11 protein-coding genes are annotated in these 17328 nt (G+C 64.3%); 7 read left to right on the forward strand and 4 right to left on the reverse strand.

The features are described 5' to 3' along the window. Positions 1-67: 67 nt before the first annotated feature. The 7 genes from EO156_RS17080 (at position 68) to EO156_RS17110 (ending at position 10423) form a co-directional block, all read left to right on the forward strand. Complete coding sequence (locus tag EO156_RS17080) at positions 68-1234, forward strand: heparan-alpha-glucosaminide N-acetyltransferase domain-containing protein (protein ID WP_026006899.1); 1167 nt, start codon at positions 68-70, stop codon at positions 1232-1234. A 256-nt stretch (positions 1235-1490) separates the two neighbouring features. Next, positions 1491-2213 (forward strand): GntR family transcriptional regulator, encoded by a 723-nt coding sequence (locus EO156_RS17085; RefSeq protein WP_005925199.1) that lies wholly within the window; start codon positions 1491-1493, stop codon positions 2211-2213. Positions 2214-2256: 43 nt separating this feature from the next. Continuing rightward, complete coding sequence (locus tag EO156_RS17090; protein WP_016849396.1) at positions 2257-3534, forward strand: sugar MFS transporter; 1278 nt, start codon at positions 2257-2259, stop codon at positions 3532-3534. A gap of 40 nt (positions 3535-3574) precedes the next feature. After that, positions 3575-4642 carry a LacI family DNA-binding transcriptional regulator gene (locus EO156_RS17095; RefSeq protein WP_003482633.1) on the forward strand — a complete coding sequence of 356 codons (1068 nt, stop codon included), beginning with the start codon at positions 3575-3577 and terminating at the stop codon, positions 4640-4642. A gap of 6 nt (positions 4643-4648) precedes the next feature. Further along, on the forward strand, positions 4649-5677 hold the full coding sequence (locus EO156_RS17100) for an SIS domain-containing protein (RefSeq protein ID WP_003482628.1): 1029 nt from the start codon (positions 4649-4651) through the stop codon (positions 5675-5677). A gap of 2 nt (positions 5678-5679) precedes the next feature. Continuing rightward, positions 5680-6834, forward strand: a complete 1155-nt coding sequence (nagA, locus tag EO156_RS17105) for an N-acetylglucosamine-6-phosphate deacetylase (protein WP_011050497.1) — start codon at positions 5680-5682, stop codon at positions 6832-6834. Positions 6835-7753: 919 nt separating this feature from the next. After that, positions 7754-10423 carry a TonB-dependent receptor gene (locus EO156_RS17110; protein WP_016849395.1) on the forward strand — a complete coding sequence of 890 codons (2670 nt, stop codon included), beginning with the start codon at positions 7754-7756 and terminating at the stop codon, positions 10421-10423. A gap of 180 nt (positions 10424-10603) precedes the next feature. On the opposite strand, the gene EO156_RS17115 is transcribed toward EO156_RS17110, so the two are convergent. The 4 genes from EO156_RS17115 to betT form a co-directional block, all read right to left on the reverse strand. Next, the gene (locus EO156_RS17115; RefSeq protein WP_005911052.1) at positions 10604-11836 is read right to left on the reverse strand and encodes a multifunctional CCA addition/repair protein; all 1233 of its coding nucleotides are present in this window, start codon (positions 11834-11836) and stop codon (positions 10604-10606) included. 155 nt (positions 11837-11991) lie between these two features. Beyond that, positions 11992-13662, reverse strand: a complete 1671-nt coding sequence (gene betA / locus EO156_RS17120) for a choline dehydrogenase (protein WP_016849394.1) — start codon at positions 13660-13662, stop codon at positions 11992-11994. A gap of 121 nt (positions 13663-13783) precedes the next feature. Then, positions 13784-15256, reverse strand: coding sequence for a betaine-aldehyde dehydrogenase (gene betB / locus EO156_RS17125; RefSeq protein WP_016849393.1), 1473 nt, complete (start codon positions 15254-15256; stop codon positions 13784-13786). A gap of 40 nt (positions 15257-15296) precedes the next feature. Beyond that, positions 15297-17276 carry a choline BCCT transporter BetT gene (gene betT / locus EO156_RS17130; RefSeq protein ID WP_016849392.1) on the reverse strand — a complete coding sequence of 660 codons (1980 nt, stop codon included), beginning with the start codon at positions 17274-17276 and terminating at the stop codon, positions 15297-15299. Between the last annotated feature and the right edge of the window lie 52 nt (positions 17277-17328).

Here is a 17328-nt window from a genome sequence, read left to right on the forward strand (position 1 = left end):
ATGCAAGAGCCCAGACCACCAGATGTGCATGTCGCATCCACCTCTATGACGTGGGCGAGGGCGTGCAATGAGCGCACACACGCCCGCGGCTGCCACTCCCGCTGCAGCCGCACCGTCAAAGCGCGAACGCTTCCTCTCACTGGATGTGTTCCGCGGCCTGACCATCTTCCTGATGATTCTGGTCAACACCGCAGGGCCGGGCGCGCAGGCGTACGCGCAGCTGACCCACGCGGCTTGGTTCGGCTTCACGCTGGCCGATCTGGTGTTTCCTTCGTTCCTGTTCGCGGTTGGGAGCGCGATGAGTTTTGCGCTGGCAACCAACACGCCGCATCTGCAGTTCCTCGGCCGTGTGAGCAGGCGCGCTGCGCTGATCCTGCTATGCGGTGTGCTGATGTACTGGTTTCCTTTTTTCCATCTGCAGCCAGATGGTGGATGGGCGTTCACGACGGTCGATCAACTTCGCCTGACCGGCGTATTGCAACGGATCGGTCTGTGCTACCTGGCGGCGGCATTGCTGGTGCGCTATCTGCCACCGCGCGGCATCGCGCCTGTCTGCTTAGCACTGCTGCTGGGCTATTGGGCGTTGTTGTACGCCTTCGGCCAACCTGGCGCGGAATTGAGCAAGACCGGCAATGCCGGCACTCGCCTGGATCTGTGGCTGTACGGGCGTGATCATCTGTACCGCAAGGACGGCGGCTTCGATCCTGAAGGCTTGCTCGGCACGCTGTCGGCCACGGTCAATGTGCTGGCCGGTTATCTGTGCGGGCGCTTCCTGCAGCGACATGGCAAGACCATTGCCAGCACGCGCAGCTTGTTGCTGGCGGGCGCAGGTCTGGTGCTGCTGGCGCTGCTCTGGGCACCGGCCTGGCCGTTGTCGAAGAAGCTCTGGAGCGGCTCGTTCGTCGCCTGCACGGTGGGCCTGGATCTGCTGGCGCTGGGTGCACTGGTATACCTGCTGGAATTGCGCGGCTGGACCGGCGGCAGCGGTTTCTTCACCGTCCTGGGGCGTAACCCGCTGGCGATCTACCTGTTCTCCGAATTGTTCGTGGTGGTGTTGCGGCTGATCCCGGCCGGAAGCTCCGGGCTGGACCTGTACGCCTGGGCCGGCATCGGCGTGTTCCAGACCATTGCGCCAGGACCACTCGGCTCGCTGCTGTGCGCGCTGAGCTACACGCTGATGTGCTGCGCGGTGGGTTGGTGGATGGATCGGCGGCGCTGGTACCTGCGGCTGTGATCGCATCGCCCATCCGGCGACGGGCCAGGGTGCAACGCACTGACCAGCTCGGCCATGGCTGCACGATGCCCACCCGTGGCAGCGGTCAATGTGGCGCGGCCAGGCAATTCACGCGATTGCGTGCGTCGAGGTCGGCCGCGGCCTGATGCGCGTTGCGTAAATTGGTACTATATTGGACCTAACGAATCCCCGTCGGTCCGGAGGACAGGCAGTGGTCAAACCGAAAACCAACGCCAGGACGGACGACGACCCCAGGATGGACGCGCTGGCACTGGACGCGTCCGCGCCGACCCCGCTGTATCTGCAACTGGCCGCCAAGCTTACCGACGCCATCCGTGGCGGGCAGTGGAAGGCCGGCGAGGCGCTGCCGGCCGAGCGCCAGCTGTGCGAGCGGCTGCAGATCTCGCGGGTGACCCTGCGCCAGGCGGTGGATGTGCTGGTCGAACAAGGCCTGGTCTCGCGCCGGCAGGGCGCCGGCACCTTCGTCACCACGCAGATCCAGCATCAGCTCAGCGGCCTGACCAGTTTCAGCGAGACGCTGCGCATCAAGGGCTATGAGCCGGGCACGCGCTGGCTGGAGCGGCGGCTGCGCCCGGCGCATGGCGAAGAGATCCTGCGCCTGGGCCTGTCGCCGGATGCCGCGGTGGCCTCGCTGACGCGGCTGCGCAGTGCCGACGACCGGGTCATGGCTTACGAGCACGCGGTGTTGCCGCAACGCATCGTCGCCGACCCGCAGCAGATCGGCGATTCGCTCTACAGCTATCTGGATGCGCAGGGCACGCCGGTGGTGCGTGCCCTGCAGTACTTCCGCGCCATCAATCTGCCCGCGCGGCTGGCCGAACACCTGCGCATGAAGACCGGCGAGGCGATTTTGCATGTGGTGCGCGTGGGCTATGCCCGCGATGGCAGCGCGATCGAATTGACCGACACCTATTGCCACAACGACTTCTACGATTTCGTCGCCGAACTGCGCCGCTGACGCCAACGGCATTCCTTACGACAACCTCAGAGCCAGCCGATCCATGACTACCGCCAGGCCCGCAAACCCCGTTGTCTCGATCGCCATCGTCGGCGTGCTGTTTTTCATCATCGGCTTTTTCACCTGGATCAACGGGCCGCTGATCACCTTCGTGCGGCTGGCGTTCGACCTCAACGAGGTCAACGCATTCCTGGTGCTGATGGTGTTCTACCTGTCGTACTTCTTTCTGGCCTTGCCCTCGTCGTGGATTCTCAAGCGCACCGGCATGAAGAAAGGCCTGGCGCTGAGCCTGGTGGTGATGGCGGTGGGCGCAGCAGGCTTCGGCCAGTTCGCCACGCAGCGTTGGTATCCCGGCGCGCTGGGCGGCCTATTCGTCATCGGCAGCGGCCTGGCCTTGCTGCAGACGGCGATCAACCCGTACATCAGCATTCTCGGGCCGATCGAAAGTGCCGCGCGGCGTATCGCCTTGATGGGCATCTGCAACAAGATTGCCGGCATCCTGGCGCCGATCCTGATCGGCTCGCTGGTGCTGCACGGTATCGGCGACCTGTCCGCGCAGGTGGCCAGTGCCGATGCGACGACCAAGGAAACCTTGCTCGCCGCCTTCGCCGCCAAGATTCACGCGCCGTATCTGGTGATGTCCGGCGTCCTGCTGTTGCTGGCCATTGGCGTGCTGTTCTCGCCATTGCCCGAGCTCAAGCCCTCCGAAGCCAACGCTACGCCGGGCGCGACCGGTGGCGTGCAGAAATCCAGCATCTTCCAGTTCCCGCACCTATGGCTGGGCGTGCTGTGCCTGTTCGTCTATGTGGGCGTGGAAGTGATGGCCGGCGATGCCATCGGCACCTACGGACACGGCTTCAATCTCCCGTTGGACAGCACCAAGATCTTCACCTCCTACACGCTGGGCGCGATGTTGCTGGGCTACATCGCCGGCCTGGTATTGATTCCGCGCGTGATCTCGCAGGCGCGTTACCTGAGCGTGTCGGCGGTGCTGGGCGTGCTGTTCTCGCTCGGTGCCTTGTTCACCCACGGCTACGTGTCGGTGGGCTTCGTCGCCGCGCTCGGCTTTGCCAACGCGATGATGTGGCCGGCGATCTTTCCGCTGGCCATTCGCGGACTGGGCCGGTTCACCGAAATCGGCTCGGCATTGCTGGTGATGGGCATCGCTGGCGGCGCGATCATTCCGCAGCTGTTCGCCATCCTCAAGCAGCACTACGACTTCCAGGTCGTGTTCGCTGCACTGATGGTGCCGTGCTATCTGTACATCCTGTTCTATTCGCTGCGCGGTCATCGCGTGGGCCTGCCGGCCCAGGCCAAGTGATCGCGGCGGCATGATGCGTTCCGACGGACAAGGTACATCCATGCGCAGGCCCACCATCAAAGATGTCGCCGAGCGCGCCAAGGTCTCGTTGAAGACCGTGTCGCGGGTGATCAACAACGAGCCATCGGTGATGCAGGCCACGCGTGCACGCGTGCTGCGCGCCATCGCCGATCTCGACTACGAACCCGATCCGTCCGCGCGCAATCTGCGCAGCGGCACGCCGTTCGTGATCGGCCTGGTGTACGACAACCCCAACCCGTACCACATCATCGGCATTCAGAATGGCGTGCTGGCCGCGTGCCGCGAAACCGGCTTCGGCTTGCAGATCCATCCCTGCGATTCCACCTCGCCGTTGCTGGCCGAAGAACTGGCCGAATGGGTCCAGCGCTCGCGCCTGGCCGGCGTGGTGTTGACCGCGCCGATGTCCGAGCGCCCGGAATTGCTGGCCGGTCTGGCCGCGCGCGGCATCAAGAGCGTGCGCATCATCGCCTCCACCGACGACCCCGGCGATGGCCCGTGCGTGTATATCGACGACCGCGATGCCGCGTATGAAATCACCGAGCACCTGATCCAGCTCGGCCATCAACGCATCGGCTTCCTGTGGGGCGGCCCGCAGCATCGCTCCAGCGGCGAACGTTACGCCGGCTATGAGGCGGCGTTGAAGGATTACGGCATCAGCCTGGACAAGCACCTGGTGATTCCCGGCGACTACACGTTCGACGATGGCTTCCGTGGCGCACGCCGGCTGTTGTCGTTGCGCGAGCCGCCCACCGCCATCTTCGGCAGCAACGACGAGATCGCTGCAGGCGTGCTGGCCGCGGCCAAGTCCACCGGCATGAACGTGCCGTATCAATTGTCGATCGCCGGGTTCGAAGACAGCCCGTTCTCGCGCCAGTCGTGGCCGGCACTGACCACTGCCAAGCAGGCCACCGACGACATCGCGCGGCATGCCGCACGCTTGTTGATCAGCCAGCTGCGCAGCGATGCCTACGACGACCAACCGGCGCAATTGCAGAGCCGCGGCTTCGTGCCGCAGTTGGTGGTGCGCGGCTCCACCGCGCCGGCGCCTGCGTCCACCGGCAAACCCCTTCCTCCTGAATCTGCCTGAGCCACGATGAGCCTTCCCTCCGAAACCGAGACCTTGATGTTCCGCGAAGCGGCGCAGACCGCCGATGTGGTCGCTGCACAGTTCGCACGTAATGCCGACACCATCGCCGCGCTTGTGCAATCGCTGCGCGAGACGCCGCCGCCGTTCGTGGTGACCTGCGCGCGCGGTAGCTCCGATCATGCGGCCACCTATGCCAAGTACCTGTTCGAAACCCAGCTCGGCATCGTCACCGCATCTGCGTCGCCGTCGGTGGGCTCGGTCTATGCAGCGCCGCTGCAACTGCGTGGCGCGCTGTACATCGTGATTTCGCAATCGGGCAAGAGCCCGGATCTGCTGCGTAATGCCGAAGCCGCCAAGGCTGCCGGCGCGCGCGTGGTCGCCCTGGTCAACGTGGAAGATTCGCCGCTGGCGCAACTGGCCGAGGTGGTGATTCCGCTGGGCGCAGGCCCGGAAAGAAGCGTGGCCGCCACCAAGAGTTATCTCGCTTCGCTGGCCGCGGTCCTGCATCTGGGCGCGGTGTGGAAGAACGACCCCGCCTTGCTTGCCGCGCTCGACGCATTGCCGCAGCAGTTGCGCAGCGCGTGGCAGGCCGATTGGTCCGCGCTCACCGCCGGCCTGGCGCCTGCGCACAACCTGTTCGTGCTCGGCCGCGGCCTGGGCCTGGGCGCAGCGCAGGAAGCGGCATTGAAGTTCAAGGAAACCTGCGGCCTGCACGCCGAAGCCTACAGCTCGGCCGAGGTCAAGCACGGGCCGATGGCCCTGGTGGGGCCGGGGTTCCCGGTGCTGGTCTTCGCACAGCCCGACGAAACCGGTGCCGGTACCCGCGCACTGGCCGAAGAATTCCGCGCGCGTGGCGCACAGGTGTGGCTGGCCGCGCCCGGTGGCGATTTGCCGCTGGCAGAGGCCGCGCACCCGGCCTGTGCGCCGTTGTTGACCGTGCAGAGCTTCTATCGCGCGATCAACGCATTGGCATTGCAGCGCGGCAACAATCCCGATCTGCCGCCGCATCTGAACAAGGTCACGGAAACCGTCTGATCATGCACGCTCTCACGACTCAGGCACTGTGCAATGCACGTGTGCTCACCGACAACGGATTGCAGGACGGCCTGGTCGTGATGCTGGCTGGCACGCAGATCCAGGCGATCGTGCCGGCCGACGATGCGCGCGTTACGCAGGCCGATACGCGCCTGGACCTGGGTGGCGCCAGCTTGTTGCCGGGCTTTATCGACATCCAGGTCAACGGCGGCGGCGGCGTGTTGTTCAACAACGCACGCGACCCCCAGGCACTGGCCACGATCGCCGCCGCGCATCGTCGCTTCGGCACTACCGGCATGCTGCCAACCTTGATCAGCGACACCGCTGAGGTGATGGCCGAAGCGATCGATGCCACTCGCCAGGCCATCGCGCAAGGCGTACCCGGCGTGCTCGGCATCCATCTGGAGGGCCCGTACCTGAGTCCTGCGCGCAAGGGCACGCACGACGCGGACAAGTTCCGCGTACCGGACGCGCACGAGATTGCCGTCGATACCTCGTTGGACAATGGCGTCACCTTGATCACGCTCGCACCCGAGCGCGTTCCGCTGGACGATATCCGTGCCTTCGTTGCCGGCGGCGCGCTCGTGTTCGCCGGCCACACTGCGGCCACCTACGAGCAGGCCCGCGATGGCATTGCCGCCGGCGTCAGCGGCTTCACGCACGTGTACAACGCGATGTCGCAGCTGGCTGGCCGCGAACCCAATGCGGTGGGCGCGGCACTGGAAGACCCGACGATTTGGTGCGGCGTCATCGTCGACGGCGTGCACGTGCATCCGGCCAGCTTGCGTGTGGCGCTCGCGGCCAAGCCACGCGGCAAGTTGCTGCTGGTCACCGACGCCATGCCGATGGTCGGCAGCGAAAGCGCCAGCTTCGATCTCTACGGCGAAACCATCACCGCCGTGGACGGCGTGGTGCGAAATGCCGATGGTGCACTGGCCGGCTCCGCATTGGACATGGCCACCGCCGTGCGCAACAGCGTGCGCTGGCTGGGCGTGGACCTGGCCGAGGCCGCGCGCATGGCTTCTACCTACCCCGCGCAATGCATTGGCCTGGGCGAACGCCTGGGACGCATCGCCCCCGGCTACCAAGCCGATCTGGTGCTGGTGGATGACGATGTGCAGGTGTTGAGCACGTGGGTGGCTGGGCAGCGCGACTAAGCGCCGCCGCCCACACGCCTGCGTCGCCGCAGCGGAACGCGGCCGGTGCTCGGAGCGGCACGACCACCGGTCCGCTGCCGTGCGCTGACCGTGCCCAGGTAACTGCTGCTTGAGACCTATCTTGGCCGGCCAACGTGTCGTGCGCGCCGCATTGCGTGATGCGGCGCGCGCGTTGCGTTTGATCCTTGAAATGCAGGGACATGCAGCGGCCCATGCAGTGAGTCGTCGCATGTCGCATGCTTCGCCTTCACCCAACAAACGCGCTGGTCGCCGCCGGCACGTGATGTACAGGTGTTGTTGCCGGACCGACGGAACTGCACCGGACGCTGGCACCGTGCACGCCCTACGGCAGCGATGAAACCAGTCCTACGGTGGACAGGTTGTTGTCTAACCCGACACGCGTGCAGCGGGCCATCGGCCATCGGGCGACAGCCCAGCGTTCCAACCTGCGCAAGTTTATGCGCATCATCCACGCGCGCATGCGCAGCACACTTCGCGTGCGCAGCTACTTTGCGTCGCAACATTTTGGTGTGCCACCGTGTGCGAACAGGGCATAGGGCGCAGTGGTCTGCATCGACGTAAAGGGCAGTGAGACAACGATCACGCCATCATCCCGATATCTGCAGGGAAGACGTTGTTTAGCGCATAAAAATGGACGTATGCAGCAACGGGTTGACACTACAAGCCACGGAAGGCACCTTCGCTGGTAACGTTCTCAGCGAAGAAACATCTGCTCGACGTTCGAGAAGACGATAACCGGCCGTTGTTCCAGTGGTCGGCTTTTACCCGCATGTCGTCACGCAATGCGGGTGGCTGTTCGTATCCGGCACAGGGGACGGATCACGGGCATGGCACGCGCGTCGCGCGCCGTTGTGCAACCAGACGGTTGCCATCCGACATCAGTGATGAGGTCCACGCAATGCTGTTTTCCCGTCTGTTCGCTTTGTCCCCTTGTGTTCCGGTATCTGCGTCCGTCAACCCACTGCGCCGCTCACCATTGAGCGCGGCTGTCAGGCGTCTGCTCATAGGTGGCGCCAGCTTGGCCTGCGTCGCAAGCCTTCCCGCATTTGCGCAGGAGCAGCCCGCACCCGCGCAGCAACAGACACCACCACAAACCGATCCCTCGGTTTCCACCCTGGACGAAATCAAGGTGGTGGGTTACCAGGCCAGCCTGGGCAAGGCGCTCAACGTCAAGCGCAACGCCGATGCGATCGTCGACGCCATCAGCGCCGAAGACATCGGCAAGTTTCCAGATACCAATGTCGCCGAATCGCTGTCGCGGTTGTCCGGTATCACCGTGGACAGGCAGTTCGGCGAAGGCGAAAAAGTCAGCATCCTGGGCACCGATCCGGCGCTCAACCGTGTGTTGCTCAACGGCCAGACCATTGCATCGACCAGTTGGGGCGGCGACCCCAACGACCCGGACAGCCGCTCGTTCAACTACAGCACCCTGGCGCCGGAAGTGGTGGGCTTGATGGAGGTCTACAAGACGCCCGAAGCGCGCATCGACGAGGGTTCCATCGGCGGCACCGTGATCGTGCATACGCGCAAACCGCTGGATCTGGATCGCAATACGCTCACCGGGACCGTGAGCTATGGCTACAACGATCGCTCCGACGAAGGCAAGCCGAATGCCTCGGCGCTGTATAGCTGGAAGAATCAGGACCAAACCCTGGGCGTGCTTACCTCGGTGATGCATTCGCAGCGTGTACTGCGCCGCGACGGCGTTGAAATTTTCGGCTACGACAATGTGCAGGGCGCCGGGTTTCCGCCGGGTGTGGTCGGCAACAACACCGGCGTGTTTCCGACGTCGATCAACACGGCGTTGTTCCAGCAAACGCGCAAGCGCGACGGTGTCAGCGCGGCGCTGCAGTGGAAGCCGGACAGCGATTTCGAGCTCAATCTGACTGGCCTGTATGTCAAGGAAAGCTTCGATAACTACAACCAGAGCCGCTACGGTTACTGGGGCTCGACGCCGGGCGATGCGCAGGCCTTGGGCTTCGAGAACGGTATCGCCACCTCGGGTACCTTCGGCGACCAGTCCAACACCTATCTCGACGGCTATCTGCGCAATAGCCAGGTCAGCACCGGCAGCATCCACCTGCGCACCGACTGGCATGGCGATGGGTGGAACGCCTCCAGCCAGGTGGGTTACACCAGTTCGCAAGGCGGCGCCGAGCGTATCTACGGCATCCAGTTCCGCAATCTGGCCGGCTACAGCTACACCATCGACGGGCGCCGTACCGCGATGGACTACAGTACCGATCCCACCAATGCGGCGGCGATGCAGCTCAACAACGCCTCGGCCAGTCACAGCCCGCAGTACGACAAGGAGCGCTATCTGCAGCTGGATTTCGATCATGCGGTGGAGTGGGGGCCGTTTACGCAGATCCTCACCGGCATCAAGCTCACCAATCACGCCACCGGGCAATCGTCCTACAGCCGCACCTGGACCCCGAACGATGGCAGCACGCTGGCGGCATTCTCGCCGGGCACCACGCCCTCGGGCTATCTGGATGGGCTGTCGACCAGCGCCGACATGCAACGCTGGTCGACCATCGACAGCGGTGCGATCAGCCGGTATATCAGCGGACTGGAAGGCGACGACGGTCTGCCGATCAGCTATGCCGGCAACTACAGCATCGAGGAGCAGAACCGTGCGTGGTTCCTGCAAGGCAACTTCTCCGGCGAGCGGTATCGCGGCAACATCGGCGTGCGCTATGTGCATTCGCGCGATTCAACAGATGGCTTCAGCTATGCGCCGGGCGGCGGTTACACGCCGGTCAACTTTCTCAGCAGCTACGGCAAATGGTTGCCTTCGTTCAATATCGCCTACGACCTGCGCGACGACCTGATGCTGCGATTTGCCGCCTCCAAAGTGATCGCGCGGCCGCGCTACACCAACATGACGCCGTACGTGGCCACCGACGACACCACGCTGACGGCGTCGACCGGCAACCCAGGACTGAGCCCGTACGAGTCGACCAACCTCGGTGCATCGCTGGAGTGGTATTTCTCCGACAGCAGCCTGCTCAGCGGCGAATTCTTCTCGCGCGACATCTCCAACTACATCCTGACCACGGTGCAGGATCGTGTGTTCTTCAATAACGCCACCGGCGGCTCGAGCACCTACCAGACATCGGTACCTACCAACGCCGGCGATGCCAGGGTGCGCGGTGTCGCGCTCAATCTGCAGCACAATTTCGGCAATGGCTTCGGCGTGGTGGCCAACTACACCTATTCCGATTCCAAGACCGACGGCGATTACAGCCTGCCGTACAACTCGCGCAATGCCTACAACGTCAGCCCGTACTACGAACAAGGCAAGTGGAGCGCGCGGGTGAATCTGGGTTGGCGCTCGGAATACTTCACCCAGATTGGCCGGCTCAACGGGCAGCAGATGACCGACGCGTTTACGCAAGTCGATGCGTCATTCGGCTACCAGGCCACCGAGCGACTGCGCGTGGCGCTGGAAGCCACCAACCTGCTGGACGAAACCTACTTCAGCTACATCGGCAACAAGAACCAGCCGTACTACATCTACAAGAACGGTCGCTCTTTCATGTTGAGCCTGAATTTCAAGCTGTAATGCCCGGCCAGGGCGGCTGCTTTGTGCAGCCGCCTTTATCTCGTGGCGGACAACTAGATTTCGCTTGAGTTCCTGGCTTCGAAGGGCAGATTCCGTCAGCCGTGCGGTTCGCTGCAATGTCGCTGTTTTTAACGTTGCCGCATCCTGTTGCATGCAGAAAACGGTGCGCGCGAGACGTCGCTATGCACCAGTGTTTCGCGCTGCCGCAATCGCGGCAATGCGCGCCTTCGTCAATGCCTCGCCGATCTGCGGCCCTTGCAGACCCTCGGCCGCCAGATCCCGCGCATTGATCGCCAGTGCGGCGGCGTGCAGCCGTTTGAGCGCTTCGCCCTGCGGGTACGCGGCTTCTTCACTGCCCAGACGGCCACGCTTGTCTGCTTCGCAGACCAGTGCCAGCTGCGCGATACGCTCCGGCCGGCGAAACGCATCGCAGCGCACCAGCAGCTCGTGCAGGGTGCGGTCGCGGAGCTCGGCCAGGCGATGCACGTTCAAGTGTTCGCGGCAGGCGATGATGGCAAGTTGCCGAAAGTCCTGCGGCACCTTGAGCCGCTCGCACAGCGCCTGCAATGGCGCAACGCCGCGTTGCTCGTGCATGACATGTCGCGGCCATTGCGCTTGCGGCGTGAGCGCCTTACCCAGGTCGTGGGTCAGCGCAGCAAAGCCCACCAGCGCATCGCCGGGCGCCAGACGTGCCGCTATATCGCTGACCATTTCCTGGTGAATGCCCGTGTCGACCTCCGGATGGAAATCGGCGCGCTGCGGCACGCCGTACAGCGCATCGACTTCCGGCAGGATGACGCGCAGCGCATCGGCATCGTGCAGCGTGCGCAGGAACGCCGAGGGCTGCGCGCAGCTCAATGCGCGCCGCAGCTCCTGCCACACGCGCTCCGGCACCAGGCTGTCGAGTTCGCCGCTGGCGGCCATGTCCCGCATCAATGCCGCAGTTTCAGCAGCGAGCGAAAAGCCCAGCGGGGCCAGCCGCGCCATGAAGCGCGCGGCACGCAATACACGCACAGGATCTTCGATGAACGCCGGACCGACATGCCGCAATACGCGCGCCTGCAGATCACGCACACCGTTGTACGGGTCGAACAATTGGCCCGTGTCCTCATCGCGCGCGATCGCGTTGATGGTGAAGTCGCGGCGCAGCAGGTCTTCTTCCAGGGTCACCGATGGGTCGGCGTCCACCACGAAGCCGCGATATCCGCGGCCGGATTTGCGCTCGGTACGCGCCAGTGCGTATTCCTCGCCACTGCGCGGGTGCAGAAACACCGGGAAATCCTTGCCGACCGGCTTGAACCCCTGCGCCTCCATCTGCGCCTGATCGGCGCCGACCACCACCCAGTCGCGGTCGCCAGCCGGCTGCTCAAGCAATGCATCGCGGACTGCGCCGCCAACAAGATAGATCTTCATCAGCGCATGATGCCCGAGCAATCATGCGCCTGTCTGTGCGCTCTCCCGGCTGCTTGCGGGACCATCGGCGGCGTGGACGCCGCTAACGCGCTCATGGACGGGTTCACGGTACATGCCAAAGGGTTAGCGCACCGCACGCTCGACCCGGAGAAAAGTCACCCGCGCACAGGGGCATCGCCGGCAATGTAGTAATCGGCAGTACTGCGCGGTAATGGTGCGCGACCGCGCATGCGGTCGGCGATTTTCTCGGCAATCATGATGGTGGTGGCGTTGAGGTTGCCGGTGATGATGCGCGGCATGATCGAGGCGTCGATCACGCGCAGGCCCTCCATGCCGTGCACGCGGCCCTGGCCGTCGACAACCGCCATGTCGTCGGTGCCCATCGCGCAGGAGCAGGAGGGGTGATAGGCGGTTTCTGCGCGAGAGCGGACGAATGCGTCCAGCTCCGCATCGGTCTTGCAGTCCGCACTGGGGCTGATCTCGCGGCCGCGGTAAGCGTCTAGCGCCGGTTGCGCGATGATCTCGCGGGTGATGCGGATCGCGTCGCGGAATTCCTGCCAGTCCTGGTCGGTGGATTGGTAGTTGAACAGGATCGAAGGATGCTGGCGCGGGTCGCGCGACTTGGCGTGCACACGGCCGCGGCTGGGTGTGCGCATCGAGCCGACGTGCGCTTGGAAGCCGTGCTCCTTGACCGCATTGCTGCCGTTGTAATTGATGGCAACCGGAAGGAAGTGGTACTGGATGTTGGGCCAGTCGAATTCCTCGCGCGTGCGGATGAAGCCGCCGGCTTCGAACTGATTGCTGGCGCCGGTACCGGTGCCGGCGAACAACCATTGCGCGCCGATCGCCGGCTGGTTCCACCATTGTAGTGCCGGATACAGCGAGACCGGTTTGGTGCACGCATACTGGATATACACCTCCAGGTGGTCCTGCAGATTCTGGCCCACACCGGGCAGATCGTGCACCAGTTGCACATCGAGGGCGCGCAGCAGATCGGGTGCGCCCACGCCGGAGCGTTGCAGCAGCTGCGGCGAGGCGATCGCACCTGCGCACACCAGCACTTCGCGGCGCGCATGCGCATCGATTCCTTCGCTGCTGTTGCCCACCAGGTAATGCACGCCGATGGCGCGCTTGCCTGCAAACAAAATGCGATCGGTGGTGGCGTGGGTGACGATATGCAGGCCATCGCGCGGCTTGGCCATGTCCAGGTAGCCGCGCGCGGTGCTGGCGCGGCGCCCGCGTGGTGTCACCGTGCGGTCCATCGGTCCGAAGCCTTCCTGCTGGTAGCCGTTGAGATCGTCGGTGCGCGGGTAGCCCGCCTGTACGCCTGCCTCGACCATGGCATGGAACAACACGTTGTTGTCGTTCTTCGGCGTTGCCACGCTGACCGGACCGTCGCCGCCGTGATAGTCGTTGGCGCCAATATCGCGCGTCTCTGCCTTGCGGAAGTACGGCAGCACATCGCGGTAGCTCCAGTCCTCCAGGCCGGGGTGCTTGGCCCAATGATCGAAGTCGAGCGCATTGCCGCGGATGTAGCACATGCCGTTGATCAGCGACGAGCCGCCCAGGCCCTTGCCGCGACCGCACTCCATGCGCCGGTTGTCCATGTAGGGTTCCGGCTCGGTTTCATAGGCCCAGTTGTAGCGGCGCCCCTGCAACGGGAAGGCCAATGCTGCCGGCATCTGCGTGCGGAAATCCAGGCGGTAATCCGGCCCGCCCGCTTCGAGCAGCAGCACGGTCACGCCGGGATCTTCGGTCAGACGTGCCGCCAGCACGTTGCCTGCCGAGCCGGCACCGATGATGATGTAGTCGTAGTCGCGTTGCATGGTGTTCTCCTGATGCGGTAACGGTGCGGTGGCGATCGAGGCGGATGGCGCAGACGCAGGCGTGCGCGCGGGAAGCGATCGCGTCGCTGCCGCCGCGCCTGCCTGCGTCGGCTCCCCGCCCTCAGAACACCGACGCGTAACGTTCGAGTTCGATCTGGACCGATTTGGTGCGCGTGTAGGCCTGCAAGGTCGCCAGGCCGTTTTCGCGCCCCACGCCCGACTGCTTGTAGCCGCCCACCGGCATCGGGGCCGGCGACTCGCCCCAGGTGTTGACCCAGCAGATGCCCGCTTCCAGGCGATGGATCAGCCGGTGTGCACGCGCCAGGTCCGGCGTGACCACGCCTGCAGCCAGCCCATACGTGGTGGCGTTGGCGCGCGTCACCGCTTCGTCTTCGTCGTCGTAGGTGAGCAGGCTCAAGACCGGTCCGAAGATTTCCTCGCGCACGATGGTCATCACATCGGTGCAATCGCTGAAGATGGTCGGCGCCACGTAATAGCCTTGCGCCAGTGCGCCATCTTGCAGGCGCTCGCCGCCGCATAGAAGACGTGCGCCTTCTGCCTTGCCCTGTTCGATATGCTCCAGCACGCGCTGCATATGCGCGGCGCTGACCAGCGGACCGAAGGTGGTGCGCTCATCGAGCGGGTCGCCGATATGGATCCGTTGCACGCGGGCCAGCAGGCGCGCTTCGAATGCGTGACGCAAGGCGCGCGGCACGAACACGCGCGTGCCGTTGGTGCACACCTGCCCGGAGCTGTAGAAGTTGGCCATCATGGCGATGTCGGCAGCAACGTCCAGATCGGCATCGGCGCAGACAATCAGCGGCGACTTGCCGCCCAGTTCCATGGTCACCTCCTTCAGCGACGAACTCGATGCGCTGGCCATCACCTTGCGGCCGGTGGCGGTGCCGCCGGTGAAACTGATCTTTTCGATCTGCGGATGCTCGGTGAGCGCAGTGCCCACGCTGGCGCCATCGCCGGGCAACACGTTGAACACGCCATCGGGCAGGCCGGCCTCGGTAAAGATTTCGGCCAGTTTCAGCGCGGTGAGCGGGGTGACTTCGCTGGGTTTGAAGATCATCGCGTTACCGGCGGCCAGGGCGGGCGCGGCTTTCCACAGTGCGATCTGGATGGGGTAATTCCACGCGCCGATCGCACCCACAACGCCCAGCGGTTCGTGGCGCGTGTAGAAAAAGCTGCCTTCGCGCAAGGGCACTTGCGCACCCTGCAGCGCCTGCGCAACGCCAGCGTAATACTCCAGTACGTCGGCACCGGTGACCACATCGACGCTGCGTGTCTCGCGCAGCGGCTTGCCGGTGTTGAGCGTTTCCAATTGCGCCAGTGCATCGTTGCGTTCGCGTAGCAACGCCACCGCACGCAGCAGAATGCGCGAGCGCTCCACCGTCGTCAGGGCTGCCCATCGTTGCTGGCCTGCCTTCGCGCTATCGACGGCGGCATCCAGATCGTCGACGCCGGCGTTGTGCACGTTGGCCAGCACCTCGCCGGTAGCGGGGTTGACCACTTCGAACGTGTGGCCGCCGCGGGCGGGAACATAACGGCCGCCGATATACAGCAACTGGTCGGGGAAACGTGGCATGACAAACCTCCTGTGGGACGGTCGCCGCAGCGAAGCACCTTTAGCGGGTGAGATGCAGAAACTGCAGGTGACGTTCGTATTGATCGATGATGTCGTTGATGATCTGTTCGCGGCTGTAGCCCACCAGGTCGTAGTCCTGGCTGCCTTCGTACAGGTAGACCTCGGCGCGGTAGTAGCGCTGGTTACGGAAGCGCTGCGCGGCAAACGACGGAGTGAGATACCCGCGCATCACGATTTGATAGCGGAAGCCCTGCTGTTCGCCGTGATCGACGCTGATTTCCATGTCGCCGTCGTCGATGCGGCTGCTCACCTTCCAGCCTTCCTCTTGCAGTTGTGCGGTGACCGCTTCGATCGCCGGGCGCACCTGGTCGTGCATGAAGCGATACACCTCATCGCGCGCCGGGAAGTGCATCGCCTGGCCCAACCGCTGACGCCAGCCGCCGTGATGGCGTGATTGCCCGATCAACGGGCTGGGGCTGTAAAGCTGCGCGCGTTTGCGCTGCGATTCTTCGCTGAGTGCGCGCGACAGGCCCCAGGCCATCAGCAGCAGCACTGCAGAGAATGGCAGCGAGGCCAGCACCACCGCCGATTTCAGTGCGTCCATGCTGCCGGCCAGCAACAGGCCTGCCGTGACTACGGCAGTGAGTACGCCCCAGAACACACGTAGCCAGCGCGGGCCGTCGTCGTGCGGTTCACCGCCGTGAGAGGAGAGCGTGGACAACACCACCGTGCCGGAATCGGCGGAGGTCACGAAGAACACGAAACTGATCGCCACCGTGACCGTGATGACCGTGCGGCTCCACGGGTAACTCTGCAGCAACGCATACAACACGGTCTGCGGCGCATCGATGGCCTGCTGCGCCCATGCTGTCTGGCCGTGATGCAGCAGCTGATCCAGCGCGCTGTTGCCGAAGATCGACAGCCATGCCAGCGTAAACCCGAGCGGTATCAGCAACACCCCCAACACGAATTCGCGAATGGTGCGGCCGCGCGAGATGCGTGCGATGAACAGCCCGACGAAGGGCGCCCAACCGATCCACCAGGCCCAATAGAACACCGTCCAGTTGCCCAGCCAATCGGCGCGGCCACCATAGGCATACACGTCGAAACTCTTGTTGACCACGCTGCCCAGGTAGTCGCCCAGGTTTTGCATCAGCGCATTGAGCAGGTACTGCGTCGGGCCGGCGAACAGCATGAACAACAGCAGCGCCATGGCCAGCAGCATGTTGATGTCCGACATCCAGCGCACGCCTTTTTCGACGCCGGAGACCGCCACCACAATGGCCGCGCCCATCATCGCCACGATCAGCGCCACCTGCACCCAGTGCGTATGCGGCACGTCCATCAAGGTGCTCAGGCCGGCGTTGAGATGCAGCACGCCAAAGCCCATGTCAGCGCCCAGGCCGAACACGGTGGCCACGATGCCCAGCGCATCCACGGTGTAGCCGATCGGCCCATTGATGCGTTTGCCGATCAGCGGATACAACGCCGATCGCAGCGCCAGCGGCAGGTTGTGGCGGAAGGCGAAATACGCCAGCGCCATGGCCGCCAGCGCGAACACGCCCCAACCATGCAGGCCCCAATGCAGGAACAGCAGCTGCATCGCCTGGCGTGCGGAGGCTTCGCCACTGCCGGTGCCGCCCTGTGGCGGTTGCAGATAATGCGTGAGCGGCTCGGAAACGCAGAAGAAGAACAGCGTGATGCTGATGCCCGCGGCGAACAGCATGCCGGCCCAGGAGAGGTAACTGAATTCCGGCTCGTCGTGATCGGCGCCGAGCTTGATGTTGCCGTAGCTGGACAGGGCCGTGGCCAGCACGAACACCAGATACAGCGTCGTCGCCAGCAGGTAGTACCAGCCGACATTGCGCGACGCCCAGGTCTGCGCATCCAGCAGCACACGTCCTGATTCCAGCGGAAACAACGACACCAGCAAGGCAAACGTGCACACGACAGTGGCAGCCAGCACGAACACCGGGCGCAGGGTGCGTATCGGCAAGGTGTGCGGCGCTGTCGCACTCATGGCGACACACTCATACGCTGCATATCACGTGCTGCGCTCCCAACGAAAAACC

Origin of the sequence: Xanthomonas sp. DAR33341 (assembly GCF_003992815.1) — a bacterium.
Lineage (GTDB): Bacteria > Pseudomonadota > Gammaproteobacteria > Xanthomonadales > Xanthomonadaceae > Xanthomonas > Xanthomonas cissicola.

What these genes read in the sequence shown, in the direction of transcription:
- EO156_RS17080 (WP_026006899.1), top strand. Translation starts at nt 68, where the DNA reads ATGAGCGCACACACGCCCGCGGCTGCCACTCCCGCTGCAGCCGCACCG.
- EO156_RS17085 (WP_005925199.1), top strand. Translation starts at nt 1,491, where the DNA reads ATGGACGCGCTGGCACTGGACGCGTCCGCGCCGACCCCGCTGTATCTG.
- EO156_RS17090 (WP_016849396.1), top strand. Translation starts at nt 2,257, where the DNA reads ATGACTACCGCCAGGCCCGCAAACCCCGTTGTCTCGATCGCCATCGTC.
- EO156_RS17095 (WP_003482633.1), top strand. Translation starts at nt 3,575, where the DNA reads ATGCGCAGGCCCACCATCAAAGATGTCGCCGAGCGCGCCAAGGTCTCG.
- EO156_RS17100 (WP_003482628.1), top strand. Translation starts at nt 4,649, where the DNA reads ATGAGCCTTCCCTCCGAAACCGAGACCTTGATGTTCCGCGAAGCGGCG.
- nagA (WP_011050497.1), top strand. Translation starts at nt 5,680, where the DNA reads ATGCACGCTCTCACGACTCAGGCACTGTGCAATGCACGTGTGCTCACC.
- EO156_RS17110 (WP_016849395.1), top strand. Translation starts at nt 7,754, where the DNA reads ATGCTGTTTTCCCGTCTGTTCGCTTTGTCCCCTTGTGTTCCGGTATCT.
- EO156_RS17115 (WP_005911052.1), bottom strand. Translation starts at nt 11,836, where the DNA reads ATGAAGATCTATCTTGTTGGCGGCGCAGTCCGCGATGCATTGCTTGAG.
- betA (WP_016849394.1), bottom strand. Translation starts at nt 13,662, where the DNA reads ATGCAACGCGACTACGACTACATCATCATCGGTGCCGGCTCGGCAGGC.
- betB (WP_016849393.1), bottom strand. Translation starts at nt 15,256, where the DNA reads ATGCCACGTTTCCCCGACCAGTTGCTGTATATCGGCGGCCGTTATGTT.
- betT (WP_016849392.1), bottom strand. Translation starts at nt 17,276, where the DNA reads ATGAGTGCGACAGCGCCGCACACCTTGCCGATACGCACCCTGCGCCCG.